The 15,416-nt window shown below is 69.8% G+C and carries 18 protein-coding genes; 6 read left to right on the top strand and 12 right to left on the bottom strand.

The window, feature by feature from the left end:
* Positions 1 to 7 precede the first annotated feature (7 nt).
* The 4 genes from AB0J97_RS05025 (at position 8) to AB0J97_RS05040 (ending at position 2,657) form a co-directional block, all read left to right on the top strand.
* The gene (locus AB0J97_RS05025) at positions 8 to 646 is read left to right on the top strand and encodes a GntR family transcriptional regulator (RefSeq protein ID WP_357699192.1); all 639 of its coding nucleotides are present in this window, start codon (positions 8 to 10) and stop codon (positions 644 to 646) included.
* Between the two features lie 65 nt (positions 647 to 711).
* On the top strand, positions 712 to 1,683 hold the full coding sequence (locus AB0J97_RS05030; protein WP_357699190.1) for a pirin family protein: 972 nt from the start codon (positions 712 to 714) through the stop codon (positions 1,681 to 1,683).
* A 63-nt stretch (positions 1,684 to 1,746) separates the two neighbouring features.
* Positions 1,747 to 2,295: a MarR family transcriptional regulator gene (locus tag AB0J97_RS05035; protein ID WP_364084640.1), complete on the top strand. Its 549-nt coding sequence runs from the start codon at positions 1,747 to 1,749 to the stop codon at positions 2,293 to 2,295.
* The gene (locus AB0J97_RS05040) at positions 2,292 to 2,657 is read left to right on the top strand and encodes a hypothetical protein (RefSeq protein ID WP_357699186.1); all 366 of its coding nucleotides are present in this window, start codon (positions 2,292 to 2,294) and stop codon (positions 2,655 to 2,657) included. The genes AB0J97_RS05035 and AB0J97_RS05040 overlap by 4 nt, the downstream gene beginning before the upstream one ends.
* Here AB0J97_RS05040 and AB0J97_RS05045 read toward each other — a convergent pair.
* From AB0J97_RS05045 to ngcE, 6 genes are all read right to left on the bottom strand, one after another.
* Positions 2,650 to 2,976 carry a nuclear transport factor 2 family protein gene (locus AB0J97_RS05045; RefSeq protein ID WP_364084643.1) on the bottom strand — a complete coding sequence of 109 codons (327 nt, stop codon included), beginning with the start codon at positions 2,974 to 2,976 and terminating at the stop codon, positions 2,650 to 2,652. The genes AB0J97_RS05040 and AB0J97_RS05045 overlap by 8 nt on opposite strands.
* Entirely contained in the window at positions 2,973 to 4,079 is a 1,107-nt protein-coding gene (locus AB0J97_RS05050; protein WP_357699182.1) for a low temperature requirement protein A, read from the bottom strand. The genes AB0J97_RS05045 and AB0J97_RS05050 overlap by 4 nt, the downstream gene beginning before the upstream one ends.
* A gap of 48 nt (positions 4,080 to 4,127) precedes the next feature.
* Complete coding sequence (locus AB0J97_RS05055; protein ID WP_364084646.1) at positions 4,128 to 4,673, bottom strand: superoxide dismutase family protein; 546 nt, start codon at positions 4,671 to 4,673, stop codon at positions 4,128 to 4,130.
* A gap of 79 nt (positions 4,674 to 4,752) precedes the next feature.
* Positions 4,753 to 5,607 (bottom strand): carbohydrate ABC transporter permease, encoded by an 855-nt coding sequence (locus AB0J97_RS05060; RefSeq protein ID WP_357699179.1) that lies wholly within the window; start codon positions 5,605 to 5,607, stop codon positions 4,753 to 4,755.
* Entirely contained in the window at positions 5,607 to 6,524 is a 918-nt protein-coding gene (locus tag AB0J97_RS05065; protein WP_357699177.1) for a sugar ABC transporter permease, read from the bottom strand. The genes AB0J97_RS05060 and AB0J97_RS05065 overlap by 1 nt, the downstream gene beginning before the upstream one ends.
* 4 nt (positions 6,525 to 6,528) lie before the next feature.
* Entirely contained in the window at positions 6,529 to 7,977 is a 1,449-nt protein-coding gene (ngcE, locus tag AB0J97_RS05070) for an N-acetylglucosamine/diacetylchitobiose ABC transporter substrate-binding protein (protein ID WP_364084650.1), read from the bottom strand.
* A 154-nt stretch (positions 7,978 to 8,131) separates the two neighbouring features.
* Between ngcE and AB0J97_RS05075 the strand changes: the two genes are divergently transcribed.
* Complete coding sequence (locus AB0J97_RS05075; protein WP_364084653.1) at positions 8,132 to 9,367, top strand: alkyl sulfatase dimerization domain-containing protein; 1,236 nt, start codon at positions 8,132 to 8,134, stop codon at positions 9,365 to 9,367.
* A gap of 36 nt (positions 9,368 to 9,403) precedes the next feature.
* Here the strand turns inward: AB0J97_RS05075 and AB0J97_RS05080 are convergent, their stop codons facing one another.
* A complete protein-coding gene (locus tag AB0J97_RS05080) occupies positions 9,404 to 10,315 on the bottom strand; it encodes a hypothetical protein (protein ID WP_364084656.1) in 912 nt (303 codons plus the stop codon).
* Entirely contained in the window at positions 10,312 to 10,854 is a 543-nt protein-coding gene (locus AB0J97_RS05085; RefSeq protein ID WP_364084659.1) for a sigma-70 family RNA polymerase sigma factor, read from the bottom strand. The genes AB0J97_RS05080 and AB0J97_RS05085 overlap by 4 nt, the downstream gene beginning before the upstream one ends.
* 91 nt (positions 10,855 to 10,945) lie before the next feature.
* Here AB0J97_RS05085 and AB0J97_RS05090 point away from each other — a divergent pair, with 91 nt between their 5' ends.
* On the top strand, positions 10,946 to 11,386 hold the full coding sequence (locus AB0J97_RS05090; RefSeq protein ID WP_364084662.1) for an NUDIX domain-containing protein: 441 nt from the start codon (positions 10,946 to 10,948) through the stop codon (positions 11,384 to 11,386).
* A gap of 9 nt (positions 11,387 to 11,395) precedes the next feature.
* Here AB0J97_RS05090 and AB0J97_RS05095 read toward each other — a convergent pair whose 3' ends face one another.
* From AB0J97_RS05095 to AB0J97_RS05110, 4 genes are all read right to left on the bottom strand, one after another.
* On the bottom strand, positions 11,396 to 11,734 hold the full coding sequence (locus tag AB0J97_RS05095; protein WP_364084665.1) for a hypothetical protein: 339 nt from the start codon (positions 11,732 to 11,734) through the stop codon (positions 11,396 to 11,398).
* A gap of 206 nt (positions 11,735 to 11,940) precedes the next feature.
* Positions 11,941 to 12,801: a hypothetical protein gene (locus AB0J97_RS05100; RefSeq protein ID WP_364084668.1), complete on the bottom strand. Its 861-nt coding sequence runs from the start codon at positions 12,799 to 12,801 to the stop codon at positions 11,941 to 11,943.
* A 478-nt stretch (positions 12,802 to 13,279) separates the two neighbouring features.
* Entirely contained in the window at positions 13,280 to 14,494 is a 1,215-nt protein-coding gene (locus AB0J97_RS05105; protein WP_357699163.1) for an aminotransferase class III-fold pyridoxal phosphate-dependent enzyme, read from the bottom strand.
* A complete protein-coding gene (locus AB0J97_RS05110) occupies positions 14,491 to 15,411 on the bottom strand; it encodes a carbohydrate kinase family protein (protein WP_364084672.1) in 921 nt (306 codons plus the stop codon). The genes AB0J97_RS05105 and AB0J97_RS05110 overlap by 4 nt, the downstream gene beginning before the upstream one ends.
* Between the last annotated feature and the right edge of the window lie 5 nt (positions 15,412 to 15,416).

The raw sequence follows: 15,416 nt of genomic DNA on the forward strand, positions 1-15,416 counted from the left end.
GTCCCCCATGCCGATCGAGCGGCGACCGTTGCGCGAGCAGATCAGGGAAGAACTGCTGAGCCGCCTCGATCGAGGTGACTTCGCCGCCGGGACCGACATCAACGAGGCCTCCCTCGCCGCCGACCTGGGCGTCAGCCGTACCCCTCTGCGCGAGGCACTGATCACCCTGGCGGGCGAGGGCGTGCTGGAGAGCACCCAGGGGCGCGGGTTCCGGTTCGCCCCGGTGAGCCGGCGCGAGTTCCGCGAGCTGTGCGAGATCGTGGCCGCCCTGGAGTCGCTGGCCCTCGACTGCTCCGACCCGGCCCACCTGCGCTCGATCGCCCCCGACCTGCTGAAGCTGGCCCAGGACTTCCCCGACAACGTGGCCGAGCAGCAGATCATCGAACGTCACGACGACGAGTGGCACGACCTGCTGCTGAGCGGCTGCCGCAACGAGCGCCTGCTCGACCTCATCACCAGCGTCAAGGCCGGCATGCGCCGCTACGCCCACCTGATCGCCGGCGACGACGCGCCCCTGGAGCGCGAGGCCGCCGAGCACCGCCGGATCGCCGAGTTCCTGCAGGCCGACGAGCCGGCCAAGGCCGCCCAGGCGTTGCGCGACAACTGGATCAACGGCATGGAGCGGATGATGTCCCGCATCCCGTAGCCCCACGGAATAGTTGAAAACTAAACTTGGTTGCATGGGGCAGATCCCGCTGGAAGGAGCGCGACATGCCCGCCGTAACCGTTGAGAACCCGCTCACCCTCCCCCGCGTGCCCGCGCCCGTGGCGGGAGTGCCGGAGCGGAAGGTGCTCGCCGTCGAGACCGCGCCCAGCGGGTTCGAGGGTGAGGGCTTCCCCGTGCGCCGCGCCCTTGCGGCGATCAAGCTCGAATACCTCGACCCGTTCGTCATGATGGACCAGATGGGCGAGGTCGACTACGCGGCCGGCGAGCCCAAGGGCACGCCCTGGCATCCGCACCGCGGCTTCGAGACCGTCACGTACATGATCGACGGCGTCATGGAGCACCTCGACTCCAACGGCGGCGGCGGCACGATCACCAACGGCGACACCCAGTGGATGACGGCCGCGTCCGGAATCCTGCACAAGGAGGCGCCGCCGGAGTGGCTGGTCCAGAAGGGCGGCCTGTTCCACGGCATCCAGCTCTGGGTCAACCTGCCGGGCGCCAAGAAGATGATCGCGCCGAAGTACCAGGACATCGGGCGTTCCAGCGTCGCGCTGCTGAGCAGCCACGACGGCGGCGCGCTGGTCCGGCTGATCGCGGGCGAGCTGGCCGGCAACACCGGCCCCGGCAGCACGCAGACGCCGATCACGCTGCTGCACGCCACCATCACCCCGGGCGCGCGGCTGAGCCTGCCGTGGCGCAAGGACTACAACGCCCTGGTCTACGCCCTCTCCGGCCGCGGCACGGTCGGCGCCGAGCGGCGTCCGCTGCACGGCGGGCAGCTCGCGGTCTTCGACGGCTTCGGCAACCGGCCGGGCCGGACCACCCTGGGCGAGACCATCACGATCGAGGCCAAGGACACGCTCGACGTGATCGTCCTGGGCGGCGAGCCGATCGGCGAGCCCGTGGCGCACCACGGCCCGTTCGTCATGAACACCCGCGCCGAGCTGGTCCAGGCGTTCGAGGACTTCCAGGCGGGCCGCCTCGGCACGATCCCGGCCGAGCACGCCCAGTCCTGACCGTCCTCCCCGAAGGCCCGTGCGTCGCGCACGGGCCTTCGCGTTTTCTGGTAGACATTCATTGTGAAGGACGTACATAAATTTGACCAGGAGCCGGACGGCTCCCTCTTCGACCCGCGGGCCAGGGCGGCCATGAGTGAGTTCGTCGGCGGCGGCGACACCGCGCCGTTCGAGGCGGCCGCCGCCGTGCGGACGGCGTACCAGGCCGTGGAGCGCATGCGCGCGCACGGCAGCGAGGGGCGCGGGCTCAGCTCCGGCGCGATGGACGTCCTGCTGCGCCTCAGCGCGGCAGGAGCCGGAGGCGGCATCAGCATCGGCGACCTGGCCCAGGCCGCCGGGGTCAGCTCGCGCAACGTCACCGGCCTGGTGGACACCCTGGAACGCGACGGCCTGGCGCGGCGGGTCCAGGACAGCCGCGACCGGCGCTCGGTGCTGGCCATGATCACCGACGAGGGCCGGGTGTGGATCGAGGCGTTCCGCACGCCGTCGCAGATGGCGATGCGGGCGATGTTCCAGGGGTTCACGGCCGCCGACCTGACCACGCTGCGACACCTGTGCCTGCGCCTGGCCGACAACCAGCAGCGACTCTCGGCGCACCTGGAGGGGCGATGACCGGCACCCGCGAGGTGGTCAGGGCCTACCACGAGGCCAGGCTCCGCGCCGACGTGCCGGCCGCGGCGGCGCTGATCGGCGAGGAGTTCTCCTTCAGGAGCCCGTTCGTCTCCTCGACCGACCCCACCGGCCACCTGGCCGGCATCGAGGCCCTGATGAGCGTGGTGACCGGCGTCGACCTGATCAGCGAGCTGTACGGCGACTCGGCGGCGACCCTCGTCTACGACCTGCACACCGCCACGCCGGTCGGCACCCAGCGCACCGCCGAGCACTTCACCCTCGGCCCGGACGGGCGGATCCGGTCCATCATGCTGATCTTCGACTCCGCGCCCTGGCGGCCGATGGAGGCGGCGATCAGGTGAGCGGCAGGGCGGCGGCGGTCTGGCGCCAGATCCTGCCGTCCCTGACGACCAGCGTCCCGAACGTCGTGACCCGGTTCCCGCCGACGGTCATGACCGCGTTGTAGAAGATCACGTCCCCCTCGATCCGGAGCGACATGATCTCCTCCACCCGCGGCCCGGCCGCCAGGTAGGCGGTGAACAGCTCGCGGATCTCGGCGGCGCCCCTGGCCGCGCGGTCGAACCGGACGACCACCGCCTCGTCGTGGTACTGGGCGAGCAGGGCCTCCAGGTCGCCGTCGGCGATGGCGGCGAGCTGGCGGTCGAACACTTCCTGGGTCACGATGTGCCTTCCGGGGAGGGGCGCAGCAGGTCGTAACCCACCTGGGCGGCGCCGAACAGCAGGACGAGCGGGAGCGCCGCCGCGACGGGCAGCGCGGAGGAGGCGAGCGTGAGCACGGCGGCGGCCAGCCGGACGACGCCCGCCCGGCGGTCGGCCGAGCACAGGTGCTGGAGGCCGAGCACGGCGAAGACCACGGCGGCCGGCACCCCGACGGCCCAGCTCGTCCCCGACGGGTGCATGAGCGCGTGCTCGATCCCGATGCCGAACGCCACCAGGCCCATCGAGAGCGGCAGGTGCGAGTACACCCACACCTGCCCGGCCAGCTTGGTGCGCAGCACGACGGACTCATCGACGTGGTCGAAGTACAACCACCAGAAGGCCATCGCGATGGCCACCCCGGCCAGGGCGATCAGCAGCACGGACGGGGTGACGTCGTGCCCCTTGAGCCCGGTGACCACGGCCGCGACCACCTCGCCGAGCACGATCACGACGAACAGCCCGAACCGCTCCGGCAGGTGCTCGCTCTGCGGCGGCAGCTTGCTCTGGTGGCCCCGGCTGAGCAGCGGGGTCGCCAGGTCGATCACCAGCGCCACGGCCCACATCGCGTACCGCTGCGGCGGATCGACGGCGAGGGAGGCCAGCCAGATGACCGCGGCGACGGTGAACCCGGCCGCGTACCGCACGGTGAGCGGCCGGGCCTCGGGCACGTGCCGGCCGGCCCTGAGGTAGGCGACGACGAGCAGGATCCGGGCCGCCGCGTAGGAGAGCGCGAACAGGGCCGAGCGCTGCTCGATGTCGCTGACGCTGGCCGCCATCGTGGCCACCGCGAGGATCTGCGGCAGAGCGAGCAGGCGATGGCTGACGTCGTCGGTGTCGAACCGGTTGGCATAGAAGACGTAACCCGCCCAGGACCACCAGACCGGCACGAACAGGCCGACGAAGGTGAGGACGCGGCCGGCGTCGGCGCCGCCGGCGAGCACGTCGGCCAGCTCGGCGACCGCCACGACGAAGACGAGGTCGTAGAGTAGCTCCAGCCAGGTGGCCCGGCGGTGCACCTGCTCGAACAACCGTAAGCGGGGCGGCTGCCATCGGCGGCTAGTCAACGCGGGACCTCCACAATATGTAATTGTGTAATTATGCACGCCTTTCGGCTAGTGCAGTGTCAGGCAGGCCACCCGAGGGCCCGCCTCGCCCGCGTGGGCGCCGCTCTTCGTGGTGGGCCGGGCGTGGATGACCAGCGACTTCGGCAGGGCGGCGGGGTCGAGACTCCAGGAGTGACGGGCCGTCGAGCGGCCCGCACCCGACCCGTCGGTGGTGACGTCGAGCCAGATCTCGCTGGCCGGGTCGGCGTGGCCGGGGTTGTGCTGGTAGTGGCCGCCGGCGTCGTCGGGGTCGGTGCCGCAGGGCGCGGTGTGCAGGTGGGCGCCGTAGTGGTGGCGGGGCAGGAAGCCCTCCACGACCAGCGAGGTGCGGGTCGTGCCGCCGCTGGACTCGGCCGTGAGGCTGGCCTGCGCGCCCTCGGGAGCCAGGCGGCGGTCGTAGGCGATCGCCGCGGTGTCACCCGAGGTGAACTCACCGCCGCCGCTCAGTTCCGGCAGCCCCGACGGGCTCGGTTTCGCGACCTCCTGCAGCGGCGCCGGTGGCCCCGCACAGGCGGCCGTCGTGAGCAGGACGAGCAGAAGTGCGGGAACGCGCATGAGGGACCCCCGGATGTGCTGACGAAGGCCCCTCACTCTAACGAGTAGCCATACGACTACGCTGCGTGTTCGGCGAATCTCACTTCAGCGCGCCCGAGCTCAACCCGGACTGGATCTGCCGCTGGAAGATGATGTAGATGACCATCACCGGCAGGATGGTCATGCTCAGCGCGGCGAACAGGCCCGGCCAGTCCGCCTCGTAGCCGGCCCTGGTGGAGATCCTGGCGATGCCGAGCGTGAGCGGCCACTTCTCCGGCGCGCCGCCCATGAGCGCCAGCGGCAGCAGGTACTGGTTCCACTGCCCCAGGACGTTGAAGATCGTGATGCTGACCAGGCCAGGCTTGGCCATCGGGACCATGATCTGGAAGAACGTCCGGGTGTGCGAGGCGCCGTCGATCAGGGCCGCCTCGGCGACCGCCTCGGGCAGCGTGCGGAAGAACGCGGCCAGGAAGAAGATCGTGAAGGGCAGCGAGTACGCGATGTAGACGATGATCAGGCCGATGTGCGAGTCGAGCAGCCCGAACTGCTTGACGACGAAGAACAGCGGCCCGAGCGCCAGGAAGATGGGGAAGGCGAGCCCGGCGACGAAGTAGTAGTAGATCAGCTTGCCGCCGACGAAGCTGTAGCGGCCCAGCACGTACGCCGCCATCGAGCCGAACAACATCGTGCCCGCCGTGCCGAAGAACACGACGATGACCGTGTTGAGCATGTACTGCCCGACGTGTGCCTTGTCCCAGGCCCGCCCCCAGGCGTCCAGCCGCAGCGCCCCGGGGAGCTGGAGCGGGTCGCCGAAGATCTCGGTGTTGGTCTTGAACGAGGCCAGGAACGTCCACAGCAGCGGCAGGATGATCAGCAGGGCCCAGACGGCCAGGGCCACGTGCGAGAGCCCGCTCAGCACGCCGGGCCGCGGCCTGCCCGCTCCACGCGAAGCCATCAGAGCTCAACCCTTTCACGCCTGGTCGTACGGAGCGTCAGCACGGCGAACGTCACTGTCAGGAAGAACAGCACGACGCCCATCGCCGAGGCGTAGCCGACCTTGTGGTAGTCGAAGGCGGTCTTGTAGATGGTGATGGGCAGGATGGTGGTGGCCCCGTCCGGCTCGCCCCGGTCGCCCGCCAGCACCTGGATCAGCGCGAAGCCGTCGAAGGCGGCGATCCCCAGGTAGATCCAGCCGACCTGGAGGGTGTCGCGCAGCAGCGGCAGCGTGATGGAGAAGAACAGCCGCATCCGGCCGGCGCCGTCGATGGAGGCGGCCTCGAAGTAGTCCTTAGGGATGGCGGCCATGCCCGCGGAGAACAGCACCACGTAGAAGCCGACCGCCTGCCAGACCATCACCGCGATGATCGACCAGAGCGCCAGGCCCGGCTCGGTGAGCCAGCCGATCGGCTCGGAGAGCCCGAGCCTGGCCAGCGTGCCGTTGATCACGCCGTCCTCGTCGGGACGGTAGATGGCCTGGAACAGCACGCCGACCACGGCCACGGCGAGAACCTGGGGGAAGAAGAACACCACCCGGTAGAAATTCGACCCCCAGACCCCGCGCATTCCCGCGCCGCGGGTGCCGCCGCCGAGATTCAGCAGGAACGACAGGAACAGCGCGATGACGATCGTCAGGAGCGGCAGCACCAGCAGGAGAATTCCGTGATTGCGCAGGGCCTGCCAGAAATTGTCGTCGTCGAACAACCGGCCGAAATTGTCCAGCCCCACGAATCGGACGACCGAGCTGACGCCGTTCCAGCTCGTCAGGGAGAGCTGGAACGCCTGAACATATGGGCTGATCACGAAGACCGTGTAAAGCGTGACCGGGACGGCCAGGAACCCGATGACGAATCCGTACTTGCGCAACCGCTCCATGTGCTCAGGCGCTCCGCGTCTGCTTGGTGATGGAGTCGTCCTTCTTGACGTCGTCGGCCTTCTTCTGCATGCGCGAGCAGAATTCGTCAGGGGTGATGCGGCCGGACATTAGGACGTTGGTCTGCTCCCAGCCGTAGTCGAACAGCTCCTTGTACCAGCCCTCGAAGCGGGCGTCGGTGATGATGTTCTCGCCGGCCGCGTCCTGCGCCTTGGAGGCGCTGACCAGGCCGGGCGGGAACTCGGAGCTGTCGGCGGCGCCGGTCACCACCGTGAGGTTGCTGGTCTTCTTGGTGAAGCCCGCCGCGCCCTCCTTCGACAACATGATCCGCAGGTACTCCAGGCCGCCCTGCGGGTTCTTGCCCTTCGCCGCGACGACGAAGTTCTCGCCCACGCCGACCTGGATCGCGCCGTACGGCATCTTGTCGGAGGCGGTGACGTCGGGGATGGGGGCCAGGGCGTACTCGAAGTCGAGCGGGATGTCCTTGGTCATCTCGTTCTCCAGCCAGGAGCCGCACGGGTAGAACAGCACCTTGTTCTGAAGCTGCTTGACCTGGGTCTGGGTGTGGTCGAGGCCCAGGTACGCCTTGTCGCCGTACTTCTGCTGGATGTCCAGCCACGCGGTGACCGCCTGCTTGACCGCCTCGCTCGTCCAGGCGTTGTCGACGAGGTTGTCGATGTCGATGATGACCTGGTTGCCACCGATCTTGGCGGCCGTGTACAGGACGTTCCAGAGCTGGTAGTACGGGCCCTTCTTGCCGGGGTAGGCGAAGAGCGCGATGCCCTCCTTCTTGGCCGCCTCGCCGAGCGCCGTGAACTCGGCCCAGGTCTTCGGCACGCTCCAGCCCTTGGCGGCGAACAGCTTGGCGTTGTACCACAGCGCCCGGTGGGACACGGTGTAGTTGAGCACCAGGTCCTTGCCATCGAGCTTGCCGTTCTGCAGCACGAGCGGCGTGATCGTGTCGCGGACCTTCTTGGACGGGTCGTCGAAGGAGGGCGCGTCGTAGAGCGGGGTCAGGTCGGCCAGATGGCCCTCGGTGGCCAGCGCGGCCAGGTCGAGCGCCTCGGGGCCGGAGTTGTTGATCACGTCGGGCATGTCGTTGCCGACGATGCGCGGCCGGAGCTGGGTGCCGATCTGCTGGGTGGCGGTGTGCTTGATCGTGACGCCGGCGTGGGCCGTCTTGTACAGCTCCTCGTGCAGGTCCTTGGCGTAGGAGTCGCCGTAGCCGCCGCTGAAGATGACCACTTCGAGCGGCTTCTTGACGTCGACGCCGAAGGGGTTCTTGGGGTCCGCCGACGCCGCGATCGACGTGGAGGGCGCCGCCGTGGGCTGGTCGCCGCCACCGCCGCTGGTCGCGCAGGCGCTCAGCAGGCTCGCGCCGGGCCCGGCCACGAGCGCGGTCATGCCGATACGGCGGAGCAGCTGACGCCGAGTGATCTCGCCCGGGTGGGTCATGGGGGCTCCCGAAGAGGATTCAGTTAGGAAAGTTTCCTAAACGTTTGCCCGAACGTACGAACGCCCGCCGACACGCGTCAAGAGGGCGCAATCGAGACGTGACCTTGCCGTGATCCCTTGCCTAGAACGACGTTCTAAAAGCAAGGTTGGTCACATGATTATCGAGTACGCGGACCGCGTGTGGCGCGGCGAGTCTGACGACAGCATCGTGGACACCGGCATGGAGGGCAAGGGCGTCCAGACCGTGACGGAGGGTGTCGGCTGGTGGTCCGGGTTCGGCAACGCGATCGCCTTCGAGACCGAGGGCGAGCTGCTGCTCTTCGACACCGGCGGACCATGGGCCGCCGCCCGCCTGCACGAGGACGTACGCCGCTGGTCCCGGGCGCCGCTGACCACCGCGTTCTACTCCCACGGGCATGTGGATCACGTCTTCGGCACCGGGCCGTTCGAGGAGTCGGGCCCTCGGGCCACCGTCTACGCGCATCAGGCGGTGGTCGATCGGTTCGACCGGTACGTGCTGACAAATGGTTACAACACGGTGATCAACCAGCGGCAGTTCCAGAACACCCGCCTCCGCTGGCCCACCGACTACCGGCGGCCCGACGTCACCTACACCGACGCGCTGACCGTACGGCGCGGCGGGCTGACCTTCGACCTGCTGCACGCCAAGGGCGAGACCGACGACGCCACCATCGGCTACGTGCGCGAACACCGGCTGCTGCTGCCCGGCGACCTGTTCATCTGGGTGACGCCCAACTGCGGCAACCCCCAGAAGGTGCAGCGATACCCGCGCGAGTGGGTGCACGCGCTGCGCCTGATGGCGGCCCTCGACGCCGAGATCATGCTGCCCAGCCACGGCGCCCCGATCTTCGGCGCCGACCGGGTGCGGCGGGCGTTGCTGGAGACGGCCGAATGGCTGGAGTCGATCATCACGCAGACGCTCGACCTGCTCAACGCGGGCGCCCGGCTCGACGAGATCGTGCATGCGGTGAAGCCGTCCGAGCATTATTCCGACCGTCCTTATCTGCGGGCGCGTTATGACGAGCCGGAATTCGTCGTACGCAATCTCTGGCGCCTTTACGGCGGCTGGTACGACGGCAATCCGGCCAATCTCAAACCGGCTCCCGACGCGGTTCTGGCCAAATCCGTGGCGGAACTTGCGGGCGGGGCGCAAGCGCTCGCCGACGCGGCGGCCAAGGCCCTTTCCGAGGGGGACGAACGGCTCGCCGGACATCTCGCGGAAATGGCCGCCCTGGCGGCTCCTGACGATGCGGGTGTGCACCGGGTCAGGGCCCAGGTTTTCGCCGCCCGGGCGGCCGGTGAACAGTCACTGATGGCAAAGGGCATTTTCACCTGGGCGGCCACGGAGTCGTCGGACCGGGCCGGTTAGCGGAAGCGCCACGACGTCGGGCCGCTCAGCGACGGGTCACTCGTTCTCGATCCACCAGGGGCTCGGCATCGGAGCGGGCCGCGACCTGGGCAGGGAGTCCCGGGGGACCTCGGGTCCCGCCTTCACGTTCAGCTGGACGGTGTCCGACGCGATCAGCATCACTCTGTCGGCCGTCCAGTCGTCCTTGACGTACTGGGCGTCGACGCCGTACCCCCTGCCGGTGCCGTCGGCCTTCATCCACATCACCACGTACTCGATCTTCAGCCCCCGCCGCGCCAGCTCGGCCCGTATCTCCCCGACGCTCTTGCCGCGTACCTCCAGCCCGTCCGGAACCGGTTCCGGGACTCCCGGCGGGGCAATGACGGCGTACCGCTCGCCCGGCGCGGCCGGACGGCCGATCCCGAAGACGATCCTGCCCTTGTAGCCGGTGGGCATGGAGACCGTGCCGCACCAGACCGACGCGCAGGTCTCGGCTTTTGTGACGATCACGCCGGTGCCCGGCGGGAAGCTCCCGGGGGTGGCGGGGCCGAACAGCATGCCCGCGTACTGAGAGGCGACCGGGATCTTGCGTACCTGCGCGTCCAGGCCGACGGCCTTGAACGCCTCGGTGAAGGCGGCCGAGTCGGCCTCGGGGTCGGTGATGGCGACGTCGATGAAGTCGTCACCGGTCTTGAGGGTGACGGCGGCGTTGGCGTACTCGGTGGCCGGGCCGGCGACCGGCAGCGTGACGGCGAGCACGGCGGCCAGCCCGGCGGCCACGGCCCCCAGCACGAACGTCCTGCGCAGCGCCCGGCGGCGCGCCCTCCGGACGGGCACGCGCTCCTCGGGCACGCGCTCCTCCGACATGATCGACCGCATGAGCGCCCGCGCCCCCGCGCCGGACGCCTGTCCCACGGGCTCCCCCGCGAGCTCCTCGTCGCCCACGCGGGCTAGATCGGCGATGTTCACAATGAGCTCCCTTCCAGGGCCACGGCGTGCGGGTGCTCGAACCCGGCCTCGGTCAAACGGCGGGCGAAGCGCCGGCGGGCTCGATAGAGCCGGACCCGCACGGCGTTGCGCGTTATGCCCAATGTCGTTGCGATCTGGCCGGTGTCCAGCTTCTCCCAGCCGACCAGGGTGAGCAGTTCGCGGTCGTCGTCGGAGAGCAGGCGGAACGCCCGGGCCAGCGGCGACAGGTCCTCGGCGGACGGCCCGGCGACCACGGGCGCGGCGGCCAGTTCCGCGCGCAACGCCTCGGTACGCCGCTCGTGGCGGCGCTCACCCCGCCGGTGGTTGGCCAGCACCTTCCTGGCCACGCCGTACAGCCAGAGCCTGGCCTCCTCCCCGCGCGGCACCTCCTCGATGCGCCGCCACGCGATCACGAACGTCTCGGCCACGACGTCGGCCGCGTCGTCGGGGTCGGGACATCGGCGTAACGCGTAGCCGAGCAGGGGTCTGTAGGAGGACGCATAGATCTCCTCGAACCGGCTCTCGGGATCGGCTCCCATCCGGTCTCCTTACGTGAGTGTCAACAACACTCACCCCATGTCCGGATTTTTGGCAGCATTACAGCTCTTTGCGGGAGGAGTCGGTTTGACGGTGAATCGCATCGTAGGCGTGGGTGTGCTGCTCACAGACCCGGACGGGCGCGTGCTGCTCGGTGAGCGGGTGAAGGCGGGCGAGCCCCTGTCGTGGTGCCTGCCCGGCGGGGCGGTGGAACCGGGCGAGACCTTCGAGACGGCGGCCGTCCGCGAACTGGCCGAGGAGACCGGCATCCGCGACGCCGGCCCGCCGGTCGTCACCGCCGTGGCCCTGGACCACCCGGAGGGAGCCGTACGGGTGACGGCGGCGGTCACCATGCTGCGGGGCGCCGACGCTCCGCAGGTGACCGAGCCGCACGTCTTCCGCTCATGGCAGTGGTTCGCCTTGGACCGGTTGCCGTCCCCACTGTTCCCGGCGACCGCCCTCGTGCTGGCCGTCCCGGCTTCCGGCTCCCGCGACGGGCTCTACCGGATCACGCCACCCGCCGCCCGGCCGTGATCCCGCTCGTCAGGAGAAGACCTCCTGGAGAGATCGTCCGGCGTTCGCGCGCACGGTCCAGGCCACGAGGTGGTCGACCTCGGCGCAGGCGTCGATCCGCTCACGGACGTCGTCAGGCACCTCGACCCCACGCTCGGCCAACAGACACTTGAGCACACACTTCATGCCCGCCAGCCGGGCATGAAGCCTGTACTCCTCCTTGTAGTTCTCGCCGCACCCCTCCTCGTAGCCCGCCATGAAGGCCAGCAGGCCGAGCAACCAGTCGGGCGCCTGGAGCCCCGTCCTGGAGCGCTGGTTCCACGCTTCGCGAACGGAAGGGCGGTAGACCGGCCAATTGATGGACGTCATGCTCTCCTCTCAAACGCCGAATCCCCGCGAGCGGGGTCGAACCGGCAGCTGATCACGTGTTCTCAGCCCACCTCCGGGATGTCCGGCATGGCGCCACGCCCTGGCAATCCGTCATCCCGGACGCAGTCAGAGATCTGCCGCTGAACCAGCAGGTGGATCGATCAGAACCTGGAGCGGGTGTACCTGGGCACCCGCTGCCAAGGGCGTCAGCCGTCCGAATCGTCGAACAGGTCACGGGCGGACTGAACACTGCTCGCGCGAACAGTCCAGTGCATGAGCAGGTCGACGTCCGTACAGGCATCGATGCGCACGCGGACGTCCTGGGGGACATCGATTCCACGCGCGTCCAGCAGGTACAGCACGATTCTCCGTGCGGTCTCGTGACTGCCCGCTGTGTGGCCCGCTGCGTGGCCCACTGCGTGCCCCCGGCCGAAGTGTTGGTGGGCGAAACGGCTGTGGAGCGGCCATTCGGTGGACGCCATGATCTCCTCCAAGATGTCTTTGACCTCGGGTGCGGACATGCTGCAAGCGTATTCACTGTACTTCGGAGCGTGATCGCCGCCGGTCGCCACCAGCGCCGTCGCGAACGCCTCGATGACCTTCCGCTCACGTCCGTGGATCATGACGGACATGACCGCGAGTTCCAGGTGGGCGGCGGCCTCTTGCGGGTCGGTGATGGCCGGTACGTCGTCGGGGCCCAGCACGTACGCCTGGAGGCGGTAGCCGGTGAGCCCGGTGTCGATCGGCTGGGAGTAGTAGGCGGCGGCTCTCCGGTCGGGACAGACGACCAGGACTGTCACGTCGCAGCGCAGCATCAGCCACTGCGCGGCGGCGTAACGGGCCAGTTGCCGGGGGTCTTTGGACTTGTCCTGCTGGATCTCCACGATGATGGCGTGCGCGGGGCTCTGGGGAGGGCCGAGCACGATGCCGAGGTCTGGTTCGATGTCGTCGGAGGGCCTGGTGTTGAACAGGCGGTCCTCCTGCCGGACCAGCGAGGTGGAGGGTAGGTCGACGCCCATGAGGTCACGCAGGATCTCCACCGCCACTTGAGGCCGATCGGCGAACATCTGTCTGAGAGCGTCATGTCGGGGGGACGGCATGACACTTATTGTCACATGGCGAGCGCGTAGCGTGACCGTCCTTCAAGAGGAGCGGTCGTCCGGGGCTGCGAGCTGGATGCAGGCGCTACCGCGGGTGGTGGTCGGCCGGGGAAGCATGACGACGGGAGGGCTCGAACGACGGCCGGAGCACCTGAGGGGCCAGAGGGCCGTTCGCGGCGGCGCTCCTGAGGCTCGCGTCGGGTAACCGGGAAGCGCCGTTCGAGGTGAGGTCTTACGCGCCCACCCGGCAGCCGGCCAACGGGCGGCCCAAAGGCGCCCTCCGGGGGTGGGTCCCGCACGCCCACCCGGTAACCAGGCAAGCGGTGGGCGAACCAGAGGCGCTGAAGGCGCCGTCCGGGGTGGGGTTCCGTGCGCCCACCCGGTACCCAGGGGTAACGGGTGGGCGGGGCAAGGGTGCCGGAGTGGCGTCCGGGGGCGCGGGGAGTCAGGCGAAGTGGGTGCGGGTTTCGGTGAAGGCTTGGTCGGTGGCTTCCAGGGCTCGGGCCACGTCCTCCTCCGTGTGGGCCGCCGACATGAACCAGTTGTGCCAGGGGTGCAGGTACACCCCGTGCCGCAGGCAGGCGTCGCTCCAGTACAGGGCCGTGGACAGGTCGGCGTCGCCGTCGAAGCTGAGCCACGGGATGGTCACCGGGCCGGTCTGGTTCACGACGAACCCGTGGGACTTGGCCTGGGCGTACAGGCCCTCCCTGAGCTGGGTGCCGGCGCGTTCCATGGCGGCGATGCCGTCCGTGTCGCGCAGGGTCTCGATGGTGGCCTTGGCCGCGGCCATCGCCACCGCCGAGAACCAGAACGAGCCGGTCGTGTAGAGGGTCTGCGCGGCGCCGCGCAGGGCGTCGGTGCCGGTGACGGCGGCGATCGGGTAGCCGTTGGCCATGGCCTTGGACCAGGCGGTCAGGTCCGGACGGACCCCGTACGGCTCCCACGACCCCCGCAGGTCGATGCGGAACCCGGCCCGCACGTCGTCGATCACCAGGGCCGCCCCGAGGCGGTCGGCCAGGGCGCGGGCACCGCGCGCGAACGCGGGCTCGACCAGCTCCTGGTCCTCGAAGGAGTCGTGCTTGAAGGGGGTGCAGATGATCGCCGCGACGTCGCCCTCGACGGTGGCGGCGGCGGCCTCCAGGGACTCCAGCGAGTTGTAGGAGAACTCGACCAGGTCCGCGCGCTCGTTCGGGGTGGTGCCGGCGGTCGAGGGCGTGCACCAGGGGTCGGCGCCGTGGTACGCGCCGTGCGCCATCAGCACCTTCGTCCGCCCGGTGGCGGCGCGGGCGACCATGAGCGCCTGGGTGGTGGCGTCGGTGCCGTTCTTGGAGAACATCGCCCAGTCGGCGCTCGGCACGGTGTCGACCAGCAGCTCGGCCAGCTCGACCATGATCGGTCCGGGGCCGTTGAGGCAGTCGCCGAGCGCGAGCTGCCGGGCGGCGGCCTCCTCCACGCGAGGGTGCCGGTGCCCGAGCACGACCGGGCCCCAGCTGCACATGAGGTCGATGTACTCGCGCCCGTCCACGTCCCATTGGCGGCAGCCCTCGCCGCGCTGGAAGAACTGGGGGTAGCCGGGGGCGAAGATGGCCGCGTTGAGGTGCCCGTACATGCCGCCGGGGACGACCTTCAGCGCGCGCTCGCGGAGTTCGGCGTCTGTCATGCGAGAGTCCTTAGGGTGGAGTCGAGGTCGGTGAGGCCCGCGTCGGAGCCGAGGCCGGTGGCCACGCGGGCCGCTGCTGCGGTGCCCCAGCGGGCGGCCTCCAGCACGTCGCGGCCGTGCAGGAGCCCGGTCAGGAAACCGGCGCAGTACGCGTCCCCGCACCCGGTCGTGTCGGCGACCTCCGTCTTCAGCGCCGGCACCCGCTCGGGACCGCCGTCGGAGGTCAGCACGAGGCTGCCGGCCGCGCCGAGGGTGACGAGCACGCCCTTCGGGCCGTCGGCGAGCAGGGTCGCGGCGGCGGTGTCCACGTCGGCGTCGCCGGTCATGAGCAGGGCCTGCGACTCGTTGGGCAGCACGTAGTCCACGTGGGGCAGGAACGCGCGGGCCATCGCCAGCAGGTCGGGCAGCTCCGACAGCAGGTCCATCGTGACGATCGTGCCCGCGGCCCGCACCTCGTCGAGGAGGGCGAAGAAGGCGGGGTCGCCCAGGCCGAAGGTGACGTCCATGCCGCCCAGGTGGATGGCCCGCGCGCGGCGCAGCACGTCGGGGTCCAGGTCGGCAAGGGTGACGCCGAGGTTGGCGCCGGGCACGTGGAAGCTGGGCCGGCCGCCGTCGGGGCGGATGGGCAGGATCGAGGCGGCGGTCTGTTCGCCGGCCCTGCGGACCAGGCGGGTGGCGTCCACGCCGCGCTTGGCGAGGACGGCCCGCAGGAAGTCGCCGAGCTCGTCGTCCCCGATCGCGCCCATAGTGATCACGTCGTTGCCGAGTTTGACCAGGTCGACGGCGGTTCCGGCGGCGGCGCCGGCGGCCGTGAGGCGGATCTGCTCGACGAGTACGGTGTCCTGGCCCTCGGGGATGTGCTCGACGGGCCTGGCGAGGATGTCGACGATGTGCACGCCGACAGTGGCGACGGTCATGGTCT

The sequence above is a fragment of the Nonomuraea sp. NPDC049607 genome, from assembly GCF_040675375.1.
GTDB lineage: Bacteria > Actinomycetota > Actinomycetes > Streptosporangiales > Streptosporangiaceae > Nonomuraea.